At 54.3% G+C, this 13,791-nt stretch carries 9 protein-coding genes; all 9 read right to left on the bottom strand.

Features of this window, described 5'->3' with window-relative positions:
* Positions 1 to 71 precede the first annotated feature (71 nt).
* The 9 genes from LG384_RS08205 to tssK all read right to left on the bottom strand — a co-directional run bounded on the left by LG384_RS08205 (position 72) and on the right by tssK (position 13,787).
* Positions 72 to 1,160 carry a T6SS immunity protein Tli4 family protein gene (locus tag LG384_RS08205; protein WP_225760734.1) on the bottom strand — a complete coding sequence of 363 codons (1,089 nt, stop codon included), beginning with the start codon at positions 1,158 to 1,160 and terminating at the stop codon, positions 72 to 74.
* A 79-nt stretch (positions 1,161 to 1,239) separates the two neighbouring features.
* Positions 1,240 to 2,331 (bottom strand): T6SS immunity protein Tli4 family protein, encoded by a 1,092-nt coding sequence (locus LG384_RS08200; protein ID WP_225760733.1) that lies wholly within the window; start codon positions 2,329 to 2,331, stop codon positions 1,240 to 1,242.
* Positions 2,328 to 3,995: a GPI inositol-deacylase gene (locus tag LG384_RS08195; protein WP_225760732.1), complete on the bottom strand. Its 1,668-nt coding sequence runs from the start codon at positions 3,993 to 3,995 to the stop codon at positions 2,328 to 2,330. Before LG384_RS08195 ends, LG384_RS08200 begins: the two co-directional genes overlap by 4 nt.
* 104 nt (positions 3,996 to 4,099) lie before the next feature.
* Positions 4,100 to 6,601 carry a type VI secretion system Vgr family protein gene (locus tag LG384_RS08190; protein ID WP_225760731.1) on the bottom strand — a complete coding sequence of 834 codons (2,502 nt, stop codon included), beginning with the start codon at positions 6,599 to 6,601 and terminating at the stop codon, positions 4,100 to 4,102.
* Positions 6,598 to 9,252 carry a type VI secretion system ATPase TssH gene (gene tssH / locus LG384_RS08185; RefSeq protein ID WP_200012011.1) on the bottom strand — a complete coding sequence of 885 codons (2,655 nt, stop codon included), beginning with the start codon at positions 9,250 to 9,252 and terminating at the stop codon, positions 6,598 to 6,600. Before tssH ends, LG384_RS08190 begins: the two co-directional genes overlap by 4 nt.
* A 303-nt stretch (positions 9,253 to 9,555) precedes the next feature.
* Complete coding sequence (gene hcp, locus LG384_RS08180; protein WP_045441440.1) at positions 9,556 to 10,047, bottom strand: type VI secretion system effector Hcp; 492 nt, start codon at positions 10,045 to 10,047, stop codon at positions 9,556 to 9,558.
* Between the two features lie 4 nt (positions 10,048 to 10,051).
* Positions 10,052 to 11,764 (bottom strand): OmpA family protein, encoded by a 1,713-nt coding sequence (locus LG384_RS08175; RefSeq protein ID WP_225760730.1) that lies wholly within the window; start codon positions 11,762 to 11,764, stop codon positions 10,052 to 10,054.
* Positions 11,761 to 12,450, bottom strand: a complete 690-nt coding sequence (gene tssL, locus LG384_RS08170) for a type VI secretion system protein TssL, short form (RefSeq protein WP_200012021.1) — start codon at positions 12,448 to 12,450, stop codon at positions 11,761 to 11,763. Before tssL ends, LG384_RS08175 begins: the two co-directional genes overlap by 4 nt.
* Positions 12,447 to 13,787: a type VI secretion system baseplate subunit TssK gene (gene tssK, locus LG384_RS08165; protein WP_045441435.1), complete on the bottom strand. Its 1,341-nt coding sequence runs from the start codon at positions 13,785 to 13,787 to the stop codon at positions 12,447 to 12,449. Before tssK ends, tssL begins: the two co-directional genes overlap by 4 nt.
* Positions 13,788 to 13,791 lie beyond the last annotated feature (4 nt).

Below are 13,791 nucleotides of genomic sequence, written 5' to 3'. Positions count from 1 at the left end.
TTCCTTTTCAGTGCGTCTGGCTTGCTCCCCGGAAGTGACGAAGAGCAAAACCAGACCTCCATCTTTATCTGTCATTTATAGCGCAGGGAATTCACCAGCCGGTCCCAGATTTCAATCATCTCTGCTTCGTTGTAGCGCGTTTTTTTATACTCACTGGTGAGTCCAATACCAAACCTAGGCTTCTCTGCTGTAGCATCACGCTCATTGGCTTTAAAATCAAAATCATAAAATGTATTTTTTTCATCCTTCCCCGTCGTCGGATTCCTGATGATTTGGGTACCACCAAACAACCATGACTCTGCCGGAATGCCGTTCGGTGATAGAGCGACTTTCTTTATGGTGTACTGATTTGATGTTTTAAGCGCCTCATTAATTTGCGCACTGCGATTAAACAGAGTGTCTTCTGAGCCAGAATATTTATTATTTGTATACACACCCAGGATGAAATCATCATTTTCATAACTAAATGTAATTTTTTCAAGATGCTTTCCTCCATCATCCCGGATAAATCCATTCGGAATACACACGCCTTTAGCCGACGGTATATCTTCATCTTTCCTGCCGCTAAGCCGTGATATCAGCGACTGCAGAGCCGCCAGTTTGGCTGGTTTGGTATTTGTTTGATCTTCTGTTGTAGTTTTAAGATACTCAGCTTTCCTTTCTTTATATTTCGGGGCAGAAAAATCACGAATGTCTGTTGTTATAATAAAAGCGATACCATTTACGTATACATGCGCTTCGAGTCTTCGGTAGAGATCATCCGAGCCGGGTCGATTGCTATCAAAAATCACCCCTTTACCTTCAGTGAGAGTAATGATCTCTTTTATAAAAGGGGCATCTTTCGGATCGTTTTCTGGGTTATTGATAGCATCGCGCAGCGCCTGCTCTCTTAACTGTACCCGTTGTTTAAATGCAGGTGGATAGAGCGGTTTGCTTTCTATTTTAAAGTCATCGATAAAAATCATATCGTGCAGCTGATTGTTGAACGACTCGGGAACGTCAATCACATAGCGCCCGATACACTGCGGTTTGGTTTGCGCAAACAAAGTATTTATCACTGGACTGTCCTTCTGCACTGGCGTGGATGCCGTAGCATGGGCAATAAAAAGCATCCCGGCAGCCACAAGCGCTAAGGCAAACAGTTCACGAAGGTATTGCATGGGGATAATTCCTTTTCAGTGCGTCTGGCTTGCTCCCCGGAAGTGACGAAGAGCAAAACCAGACCTCCATCTTTATCTGTCATTTATAGCGCAGGGAATTCACCAGCCGGTCCCAGATTTCAACCATCTCTGCTTCGTTGTAGCGCGTTTTTTTATACTCACTGGTGAGTCCAATACCAAACCTAGGCTTCTCTGCTGTAGCATCACGCTCATTGGCTTTAAAATCAAAATCATAAAATGTATTTTTTTCATCCTTCCCCGTCGTCGGATTCCTGATGGTTTGGGTACCACCAAACAACCATGACTCTGCCGGAATGCCGTTCGGTGATAGAGCGACTTTCTTTATGGTGTACTGATTTGATGTTTTAAGCGCCTCATTAATTTGCGCACTGCGATTAAACAGAGTGTCTTCTGAGCCAGAATATTTATTATTTGTATACACACCCAGGATGAAATCATCATTTTCATAACTAAATGTAATTTTTTCAAGATGCTTTCCTCCATCATCCCGGATAAATCCATTCGGAATACACACGCCTTTAGCCGACGGTATATCTTCATCTTTCCTGCCGCTAAGCCGTGATATCAGCGACTGCATGGCCGCCAGTTTGGCTGGCTTAGTATTTGCATCGGCCTCAGTAAACCCTCTGGCTAGATATTTTATTTTTTTTTCGCTGTGCTTCTTGTCTGAAAAATCACGAATGTCCGTAGTAATCACAAAGGCTGTCATGCCAGAATAAACATGAGCTTCCAGTTGTCTGTATATATCCGGAGTACCCGACTCATTATGATCGAAAATAGCACCTTTGCCGTCAGGAAGAAGAACCACCTCTTTTAAAAAAGGAGCATTTTCAGGTCTGTTACCCGGTTTATTAATGGCATCGCGCAACGCCTGCTCTCTTAACTGTACCCGTTGTTTAAATGCAGGTGGATAGAGCGGTTTGCTTTCAATTTTAAAATCATCGATAAAAATCATATCGTAAAGCTGATTGTTAAACGACTCGGGAACGTCAATCACATAGCGCCCGATACACTGCGGTTTGGTTTGCGCAAACAAAGTATTTATCACTGGACTGTCCTTCTGCACTGGCGCGGATGCCGTAGTATGGGCAATAAAAAGCATGCTGCCCGCTATAAAAGATAACGCTGTAATCTGCCTAATAGTCTTCATGGGATCGGGATCTCCTGAACCATTGTCACAATGGCCCTGAGGGTAAATTGCAGGGCTGGTCTGTCTTTTATATCTTCCAGGTTACTGACGTCGTAGGCTCCCTGGTGATCCACGTCGGTTGCCAGAACGCTTTTGATTTCGCTGTTACGGCATATAGCGCTCAACGACTCTACCGGAACCGTGCCATCACCCGCCGTTTTTGACGAGGTGACAACATACATCTGAGAACGATTAAAAGGCAGGGGGATCTCCCGGTAGTTGTTGGGCAGCTTTCTGTCACTCTCATGCATATTTTTCGGGTAGGTAATGGCCGTTTTCCGCCACGCCAGGGTGCCGTCAGAGGCGATTTTATGACCATAAAAGGCATATGTGTTCGGATGATAAAGATTATCCAAACTTTCAATAAATGGTTGGACATTTTTATCGATGAGATCATTGTACTCAACCCAATTACTCTGACTAACCGCTTCATCCTTATCAATAATGTCGGACTCATACAGGCGATACCAGAGGGTTTTATTCAAGTAAATCTCACCGAAGGGATCCCGGGTCTGCGGCAGTTTTACATCGCAGCCGTCTTCACCAGCCCCTTCCACGGTTAGCCAGGGAGCCCCGGAAAGGTACTTCGACGACGGTAAGAGCTGAAGCGGTGCGGGAGCCCTGGCCAGGACCGGCATCAGCTCTTCTGCCGTATTACCCAGCACGGCGCCAGCCATGCCTTCCTGTTTTGCGCCAACCTTCATGCGGCGGTACGCTGCCGGAGAGCCAAGGTCTGGGATCACCCCGTGCACTATCCCCAGAATTTTATCTTTTGCTCCGCAGACCTGGGACGCGTAGCGCGCCACCAGCCCACCCATGGAATGGGTGACGATAATGACTTTTTCCTGCCCGGGGGGAAAGGGCATGCCGTGGCCGCAGTGATTTTTATAGAGCTTTATCGTCCTGTCGATAAAGGCGACAAGCCCTTCCGCCGAGGTTTTGTTATCCTGCAGCCAGTTATAGCCATAGACGTGAACCGGGAATAAAAAGTTCTGGAAATGGTTCAGCTCCTCCTGAGTCAGGACGGACTCGCCAGTAATTTCAGCATATTTCCCCTCAGACAGAGGTTGACCGACCAGCCGACTTAGCACGCCTTTTTTTTCCGGCGTTGGTTTACCGTAGTTATCAAGAGCCTGCTGCCAGTCATCCAACAACGCACCTTGTAAAACACTTAAAAATTTACCGTAACTGAAGGATAAAACCTCCCCCCAACCCCGCTCCCGTCGGGATGAAAATAATTTCTCGTCACTGGAAAACGGAGAATAGATGGTCTGGTCAATATCCCCACGGTTATCTACCTTCGTGGTGTCGGGATTAAGCAGCTCTCTTCGTTCAGTACCATCCCTTCGTGCCCATTTAAGAAATACGCCCCCCAAACTATCGCCTCGCCAGATATCATTTTCCTTTCCTTCGCCACTCCCCATCAAATTAGTTCCCATCACTCCCGGAAGAAAGATAACGGGTATCGCTTTAACAGGTGGCTGAAGCAAAACAGCTTTAGCATTCTCTGATTTTTTTTGATTCTGTATGCCGGGCCAGTAAACCTTTCCACTTTCGTCCCATTCTGGTTTTATGCAGGTCATAGAGGGACTGTTCTCATTACCTGTAGTATTTTCTTCCGCCATGAATTCCGTCCTTTTTCCGTTCAGGAAAATACTCTTCAGAAAGACCTTCGTGGCAATCAAACCGGTGCTTTCCCCGAAGATATGCGTCGAAATAACAAAACGCCTTATGTTTTATCCAGCAAAGAGGCGTTCAGAGAATCGACATTTACATTATTCTGCACCGTCGTGGCCCCTGAAGCAGAGGTCGCCAGACTTTGCTTTGTGCCGTCCCCGCCCGTTAAACCCAGTTTCAGACCGGCCACAGGTGCGTCATCCGATAACCGCTTCACTTCAGGCGTGATGGCAAAATCAGTGTTTTCCCAGCTCTGCATTGCCTGGCTCATACTCTTCCCACCAAACTTCTGCCACACCGCCGCCCGCTGGATAATTTTGTCCGGCGCCGCGCACTCCACAACGCCATCAGCAATGCGGATATAGCCGCCCCCGCTGGTGAGAATGATTTCCTGCTTCGCGCTGATGACCAGCTTCCCCTCGCTGCTGCTGATGCGGATATCCTTCAGCGCATCCAGCGTCATCTCATCACCCTGCGCCTGTATCTCCACCTTACCCTTGCTGGCAAAAATTTTGATACCCAGTTTCTGGGCAAACAGGCTTATTCTCTCCCCGGCCGCCACGGTGAATCTTTTCAGTGCACTGAAATCCGTGTGCTTACCGCTGGTACTAATGACATTCTCACCCGCTGACAGTTGCACACTTTTGGGCGTGCTCTGGGCGATCCCCTCCGGGGCGGAGAGTAACAACGCGGACTGTTGCAAATCGGTCAGCGTTTGCTGCAGTAGCGTCTTCTGAGTCTGAATATCGGCCAGCTCCGCTTTGGCTGTTTCAACTGCACTACTCAGAGCTTCGGCCTGGTTCAGTGCCTGCTGCAGCTGGCTCAGGGCATCCCCCATCTCCAGCACCTGACCCTGGGCCTTTGCCTGCCCGTCAGCGCTGATAAATATCCCTTTCTGCGCCCGTATCGCTCCCCAGCTGTCGGTTCTGAGCTCAAAACCTTCACCGCGCTGTTGTTTTTCGCTGTCGACAAGGTGCCCGAGATTGAGCTGGCTCTTGCCGCCGTACTCCGTGCTGACTTTGATATGCTCTTTGCCGCGCTCATCATCGAGGCGGATTTTGTTGTTCGCCGGCGTGCGCAGGACGTTACGTTTGTAGTTGCGGATGGTGACGTGGTCGCCGTGAGCCGAGTCGTGCAGCACGCCGGAAATGTACGGCCTGTCCGGGTTGCCGTCCTCAAAACCAATCGCCACTTCGGTGCCCGCCAGCAGCGGCAGGTGCAGACCGTAGGTGTCCCCGGCATACGGGCGGGACTGACGCACCCACAGGCTCTCGAACCCGGTCTCCCAGTTGTCGCGGTCAAACAGCATGTTGACGCGGTAGCGACCGTCTTTATCAATATGCCCGTAGGTGTCATTTTCGGTGGTACTGGTGACGCGGGCCGGTAAGGTCCCGGCCATCACCGGGCGTGAGCCAGGTTCAGGACGGAAGCCAAAATCAGTGCTGTCCGGAATACCGTCAAACCTGACGCCGAAGTCCTCGTCACGCCGCGCATGGCTGTGCATCGCCGTCACCACCACACCCTGACTGAACACCTCTGCCACTTCAAAACCGCCGGTGACTTTCAGTACCTGCCCCGGGGAAAGCGTCGGGCAGCTGGTGATGGCATGAGTCTGCGTCTGGGCATTCAGGTAACGCTCATGACGAATGCGGGCATAAAACGCCCCGGTCTCCGGGGACGGATTGCGGTCGTATGTGCTGCCCGGCGTCAGGTAGTTGTCAGCATAGTGATACGCATCACCGTAGGTGGTGGTGTCCCCGCGGGTCGCATCGACCTGCGTGTTCATGTCTTCTGTGGCCTGGCGGTAGTTGTAGTCGCGGGTACTGACCTGCTTTTGCACCACGTGGTGATGGCTCTCCATTCCCCACACCGAGTCCACGCCTTCTGAATGCTGGCCTGATGGCGGGACCGATGGCAGCGTCAGGCCTTTCTCGTACCCCTGCTGGCTGTCGTAAAACTCCACCACGTCGATGTTCAGGCGCGTGTCGGTGGTGAAGCGGAACCAGATGCCGACCTCACCCAGCAGGCGGGTGATAAAGTGCAGGTCGTCCTCACCGTACTGCATGACCTGTTCCCGGCGCGGGTACTCTCTGGTCAGTGTGAACAGGAAATCCTGGCCGCGCATGTTGTGGCGCTCGCGCAGAATTTTTTCCACAATTTGCGGGACAGACATATCCTGGTAAATGGCGTTCTGGCGAGAACGTTCGAGCAGCGCCAGGCGCGGCTGAAGCGTCAGGGCGTAATGGGTTTCATCTTTAGAGGTGCTGAGACGTTCAAAGCCGCTCACCACCCCCTGAATGACGCGCACCGGCTGCTGTATTTTAATACCGTAGCCCTGGTCAGCCGGCGCCTGCAGCGTCAGTGAACCGGCCTTCATCAGCATCATCTCTTTGCTGATGGCATGGTCTGCACTGGTGAATTCAATACGGTAGCGGAACGGCGTGCTCAGGGCTTCATCGCCTTCAAACGCCAGAACATCGGGCTCTGACTCACAGCCTTTTACTGACAGCAGATGGTGGTTATGGCTGAATCTTATCGGGAGATTACTGCTCATGCGCTCACTCCTTGTGTGCGGTCAAACTCCAGCCCAATCCCCTCTTCTTCACTCCAGGTAAGGCGTAATGACTGCGGTTTTTGTTTTGCGGCCATGTGGGTCAGCAACTGCTGGCTCAGCACCGGTAAAATCTGCTGGTTAAGCAGGCTGTCGACATTACGAGCCCCAGTATCCGGCAACAGGCAAGCAGCGGTCAACGCATCGTACAAATTCTCGTCGATATGCGTGTTCAAGCCATAGTGGCGCTTCAGACGCTGACTGACCTGGCCGAGTTTCATCTCGACAATGGTGCGCATCGCAATCTCACTCAGCGGTCGGTAAATCACTGTCTGGAAACGCGCCAACAAGGCAGGCTGGAAGTGGTCGCGCAGAACAGGACGCAGCAGTTCCTGTACATCGCTTTCAGTCGCACCCGGTAGCTCATCCAGCAACTGCATCAGAGGGTCACTGCCGAGGTTCGACGTCATCAGAATAACCGTGTTACGGAAGTCGATTTCACGCCCTTCGCCGTCGCGCATAAAACCGCGGTCGAAAACCTGATAGAACAGGTTCATCACATCACGGTGGGCTTTTTCCACCTCATCGAGCAACACCACGCTGTACGGGCGCTTACGCACCGCTTCGGTCAGAATACCGCCCTGCCCGTAGCCGACGTAACCCGGAGGCGAACCCTTCAGCTGGGAAACCGTGTGCGGCTCCTGGTATTCCGACAGGTTGATGGTAATAAGGGATTTTTCGCCGCCGTACAGCACATCTGCGAGCGCCAGTGCGGTCTCAGTTTTGCCGACGCCGCTCGGGCCGACCAGCAGGAATACACCCTGCGGGCCGTTCTCAGACGTCAGGCCGGTTTTGGCCGCACGCAGACGCTGAGCGATGGCAGTGAGGGAAAGATCCTGTCCTACGACGCGGCTGCCGATTTCATTTTCGAGCGTCAGCAGTTCAGCCTGTTCGTCTTTCATCAGGGAAGACAATGGCACGCCCGTCCAGTCCGCAATCACGTTGGCGACCGTGCGGGTGTCGACATCCACCTGCACCAGCACATCCCCCTGCTGTTCCTGCTCCAGTTGCTGTTGAAGCGCAAGCATTTCAGCCTGATTGCTGATGTCCTGACGACTGACTAATAACTGTTGCGCCAGCGTTTGTTCTTTGCTGAAGCGGCTTTCCTGCTCCTGAAGTCGGTTTTCCAGTTCCGTACGCTGCTGCTCTATAACACTCAGACGATCGCCATGCCGGTTGCAACCGGCCGCAATATCCTCCAGCAGCGCCTGCTCTTCAAATTCCAGCGCCGTCAGACGGGCTTTCAGGCGCACAATGGCTTCAGGGACTGTATCAAGGCTCATGCGCACGCGAGCGGCTGCTGTGTCCAGCAGGTCAACCGCTTTGTCCGGCAACTGACGTCCCGTCAGATAGCGACGCGACAGCGTGACGGCGGCTCGGACCGCGTCGTCGGTAATGTGTACGTTATGGTGTTCTGCATAGCGGGATTTCAGGCCACGCAGCATCAGACACGCAGTGTCGTCGTCCGGCTCATCGACTTTCACCATCTGGAAGCGGCGCTCCAGTGCCGCATCACGCTCAAAGTACTGCTTGTATTCGCTCCAGGTGGTGGCGGCAATAGTACGCAACTCACCACGCGCCAGAGCCGGTTTCAGCAGGTTGGCCGCATCAGCGCCACCGGCCTGATTACCGGCCCCGATGATGGTGTGCGCTTCGTCAATAAACAGCAGAATAGGCACCGGTGACTGCTGTACGGCATCGATGACGTTTTTAAGACGCTGTTCAAATTCCCCCTTCACGCCCGCCCCCGCCTGCAACAGACCAAGGTCGAGGGTCCGCAGGATAACCGGTTTGAGCGATGTCGGCACATTCCCTTCGGCAATGCGCAGCGCCAGGCCTTCCACCAGCGCGGTTTTACCGACACCCGGGTCACCGACCAGGATCGGGTTGTTCTTACGACGACGCGAGAGAATATCCACCATCTGGCGAATTTCCGTATCACGGCCAAACACCGGATCGATTTTGCCTTCCTTCGCTTTGGCGGTGACATCGAGGGTGAATTTGTCCAGCGCGTTCTGCAAGGCCGGATTGAGTTCGCCTTCTTTCAGATCTGCCCCAACCGGGCGACCAGCAAATTCCACCTCGCCGCCGTGACTCTGCGCCAGTTCGGCTTCAAGCTGCACGTCCGGACGTTCGTCTGATTGTGCATCCAGCAGCGGACGCAGACGTTCCATCTGGCTTTGCCCCAGCGTCAGCAGCGGCCACAGGCCATCACAACGAACCAGTTTGGGTTTATCAACCAGCGCCATCAACAAATGGATGCTGCGGATGTGTTCTTCCCCGGCCAGTGATGCCAGCAGCCAGGCTTCCTGCAGCAGTGTCTGGATACTTGCCGAGAGTTGCGGGCGGCTACGTACCGAACGGGGCTGTTTCTCCAGCCAGCCGAGCAAATCCTGCCATAGCGCATCCATATCCCATTCGTAACGGCGCGCCAGTACGGTGAGGTCGCCTTCGCCCTGCTCCAGCAGCTTCAGCAGCCAGTGCTCCGGCAGAATTTCTGCATGGGCGCGGATCTGACAGAGCGAAGCCGCCCCTTCCATCGCACGGGCACAGTAAGGGTTCAGACGTCGCAGCAGGATGGCTGGATTTTCCATGACTCTCTCTCTTTGTCGGTTCCTGGACACGCTACCGCCCCTCGCTGTTTCCCGTTAAGGGGACCAAAGCGCATACGGTCAGGCAGGCAGATTGTGGGTTTCTTTGCTGAAAGCCCGCTCGCTGCAGACATTCAGCAAAGAAGAAAAAGCGGGCAGAATGGGCTGCCCGTCAGGCTGTTACTGTAAATAGTTCGTGCCGTAGCAAGGCGGCAAGCGAGTGCAGCCCCGGGAGCTTACATAAGTAAGTGACCGGGGTGCATGAACGCCGCCAACGCCGCTACAGCGCGAAATATGACGAGTAACTTACGCGGTGGCGCGCTCATTCCATGAATCGGAATGAATGATGTTGCCGTCTTTGTAGGTCCAGGTGATTTTCTCGTAACGCAACTCAATGGCTTCGAGGTGGTTGTGCTTCTCGTAAGAAGGATCCTTGATGTCGTGCATCACCGGATTCACTTTCACCACTTTCACGTTTTCAAGTTTGGTGTTGAAGTACTCCACTTCCTGGCCCGCGTCGTTGATCTTGTACCACTTGAATTCCGCAGATTTCAGGGTCTGGCCAGTAGTCACCGCTTTGTACAGGTACGGGCTGGAGGAGTCGATTTCCTTGGTAAACAAGAACGGCGTGTGAATACGGGTGCCAGTCAGCTTGCCGGTATTGTTGTCGGTCGGGATATACAGGTTATGCTCCTGTGCCACCACTTCGATGCTGCCTTCACGATCCTGAACGTCCACAGACCCTTTGATGTCCGCGCCGCCGTCGTCCTTCAGCCAAAGATAAACAGGAATTGCCATGGAATTACTCTCCATTTAATTGTGATGCGCCATCATCCTGCGATGGCGCCGGGTGTTTGCCTGGTATCCGGCAGGCATTGGCCTGCGGGACCAGACTGATTTCGACACGGCGGTTGAGCGTGCGCCCTTCCGGCGTGTCATTAGTTGCGACAGGACGGCTTGCGCCATAACCCTGGACCGCAAAACAGCTTTCCGGCACGTCACCGGTGTCACGCATCCAGTCGCGTACCGCTTCGGCACGTTTCTGTGAAAGCGTCTGGTTCAGTTGTGGGTTGCCGGTATTGTCAGTGTGTCCGGCGACGACGATCAGCCAGCCCGGTTTGGCTTTGATGCCCACCAGGGAGTTAATCAGCATTTTGGTGGAGCCTGCCTTCAGTACGAACTTGCCGGAGTCGAACAGCGACATACTGTCGAGGCGCACAATTTTCGGTGCAGGTTTTGGCTTCGGCTGAGGTTTGGGCGGCGGCGGAGGCGGAACGTAAGAGCGGATAGCATCCAGCACCGTAAGGCGCAGGCGTTCACCCTGATACAACCCCAGCCCCATCCGGGCCGGTACACCATTACGAGTCCAGTCATCCAGTTGTGCGGCATCCTCACGCAGAACCGCGACGGCGTCGGCTTTCAGACCGTAATCATCCATCGGGATACGGTAATAACGAGCAATATCGAAGCTCACGCGGTGCAGCAATTGACGATTGTTCCAGCCGCTGCTGAGCAGCGCCGCAATAGCGGCCAGGGTAAAGATCCCGAGCGCACAGCGCCAGGTTCGCCCCCGCGGGGTTAAGCCCCGTCCTTCCGGCAACAAAGGCAGAACGAAATCCGGAAACGGCGCTATCACCGTACTGTCAGTTCCTACCGGTTGCCAGCCAGCCACATGCTGCATAGCGGTGTGACGGGACAACCACGCGGTCCACGCCGAAGACGCCAGGCTACCAGCAAGAATAGGTCCCATCCCCCACAGCACCGCCGTGGGCGCAATGGCTGGAACATCAGGATTCTCATCCATAAAAACCGCTTTGACATGCTGATGAAACCAGCTCATCAGGCTGTTCATCAGCACTTGCTGTTGCATCGCAGGTGCTCCGCCAGTGGTGACCCACGCGGCAATTGAACAGGGCGCGGTAGATTCACGCCAGACCCTCACGCCTTCGCCAGGGATCGCCGCTTGCCAGAGCATGTCACTTGTCATCGCACTGCCGACCTGACCATTCAGAACCAGTGGCACAGAATGCCCGGTCTCCTTACGCAACTGGCTTATTTGCCAACGCAGAGCCAGCAGACGACTGGTCAACGCTTCGCTGTCAGCGTGTTTCTGCGGACAGACACTGACCATCACCGACAACTGTCGGCCCCAGTCCGGTCGCAGCCAAAGCACCTGGCGGGCAACCTGCTCCAGATCCTGAAAATCCTCTACACGGATCCAGCAGCCCTGCGTGACAGTCAGCACCTGTGAAAGATGCGGCCAGGTCAGCGGCAGATCGCCACAGACCAGTACGACAGGCTGGTGGTATGTGGCTTCCGGGAGGTCATCCAGGCGCAGCGTAATATCGTGTTCAGCACGACGGCTCGCGACGTACCAGAGTGCGGCAATAAGCCCCAGAGCAGCCAGCAAAACGAGAACAGAAACCAGCCGGGAAACGGGCAGAAAGCTCAGGCTGACCACCGTACTTAGCAGAGCGGCCCACAACGCAAGTCCACGCTGTTGTGCAGGACTCATTTCACGGCTCCCGGCAACAGCGTCAGAAGCATCTGATCGAGCCAGTGACTCAGCCCCCACCACAAGGCCGCGACCACAATCACACTCAGGCCAATACGCACAGGCCACGACGACAGCCAGTCGCCTATCCCTGACCCGGAACGACTTTCCGCCAGAACAGGATGGTTTTGTGGATAGCTGAAGGGCCTGACATGCTCATTGAGTGCGCTGACGAGTTTCTGGCGCTCAGGATCATTTAATGAGCGGAAACTGCCGAGGAATCCCAGCATCATTATTCGCTGGAAGCAGGTCACAACGACATGCTCGGGTGCCGTTTCGCGCAGCACATCGCGCATCCGGTCACATAAAGTGTCACCGGCATCCATCGTGCCCAGAAAATGTCCCTGCAGGGGAATGTCATACCACTGCACACAGGCATCGTCGTCTACACCGCGACCTTTGACTGCTTCATCAAGCAGCGCACACTGCGCGGTGAGAATATGCTGGCAACTGATCTCATCGAGTTCGCTCGCTTTTAGCTCACGCTGCACTCGCTCGACATCGGCGATACAACGCTCCCACAGCTTACGCCCTTCCCCATCCTGGAATTTTGGGCCGTGACGCAGGCTGATCACCTGTAGCCAGGTGTCCTGTAACAGGGCATCAATATCAATGGACGCGGCGGTGCCGCGTTTACGCTCACTCATGTTCTCAGTACCGCAAAGAGTTCAAGTTCAGGCTCGCCGAGCATCCCCGGAACGTAAAACATACAGGTGCCGCTCTGGAGCATTTCTGTGGCCAGAGGATGAGAGACATCAAGGCTGAAATACTGGTTTTCCAGGCGCAACGGAATGGCAGCCGGGACATGTCGCAACGGCATCAGTGGAACCCCCACCCGGGAAGAGTTAACAATGCTCCGGACATGATCCGGGCTGCCCACTTTGCACTGGCGTGGGAACTGCTCCTGCAATTGCGCCACCGGCATCGGTGAGCGCACGGAGAGGTAGTAATCAGCCCCTTCGCGCAGACGTGGATCATGCAGACGGGCCTGCCAGAAGTGGAGACGTGCGTCATAGTCCAGCTCAAGCGAGACCACCCGCGATGGCAGACTGGCTTCAAGCAGATCGCCCAGTAAGTCAAACAGCGGCGGGAAAACGGTATTCAGTTGTTCATGCTGCCAGACTGGAATGGCACTCACCTGATGTTCCAGCGAGAACGTCAGCAAGCTACCCGCCAGACGAGCGAGTTCCGGATACAGACGTTCAGGCGGACTTTGCGGATTGCGCTGAAACTGTCCCAGCACAGGCTCTGCACTGTTCAGGGCATTGAGCAGCCAGAACAGGGACACATCGGCCACCGCAAAATCAGCCATCCGCTCGTTACTTTCACGACGCATGGCCATCAGGCGGCTCAGACGAGCACGCAGTTGCATCATCAGTTGTTCCAGTTGTGTCACCAGCCAGCGGCTGCCCTGAATGGTCAGCAGCGGAGGAAGAAACGTCTCATCAAGTTCCCAGGTCCCCTGAGAGTCCTGCTGCAGACGAGCGACCGGACAGGTCAGGTAATCGCTGTTGTTCTGATGCGCAAACCTCAGCGTCAGTTCCGGTTGCATTACGGCGATCTGTCGGGTGTCTTCCCCAAAAGTGTTGCGGATATCCCGCCAGCGCTGGCGAAAACGTACCGGGCGCTCAGCCACTTCATCGGGTTTCAGGCAATTGCCGCCGTTCGCCCGCAGCAGCGGGAGTGCCAACTCCACCACCACGTCATGCGATTCGCTCTCAAGCGACAGCGCCGGAGGCAGGGCGTCAGCATTGTCTGTATCGATAAGCGTTCCGTCCGGGAAACGGATGTGCAGATGACGTGCCTGCAGGCGACCCAGCTTCAGCGCATCCGGTTCAAAAGTGGCATTAATCATTCCCCAGGGATGAGCCAGGCCCAGGCGGGCGATGCATTCCACTGACCAGGCCGCATACGCGGCCTGTTGCTGGAAGTGTTGGGGAGAGACCATCTGGCCCCTGCCCCATAACGGTTGTTCCGTTTTCATCGGC

The sequence above is a fragment of the Citrobacter sp. Marseille-Q3906 genome (genome assembly GCF_916618775.1).
Classification (GTDB): domain Bacteria; phylum Pseudomonadota; class Gammaproteobacteria; order Enterobacterales; family Enterobacteriaceae; genus Citrobacter; species Citrobacter murliniae.
Note: the sequence above shows the minus strand (reverse complement) of the source record. Positions and strands in the feature narration are given on the sequence as shown.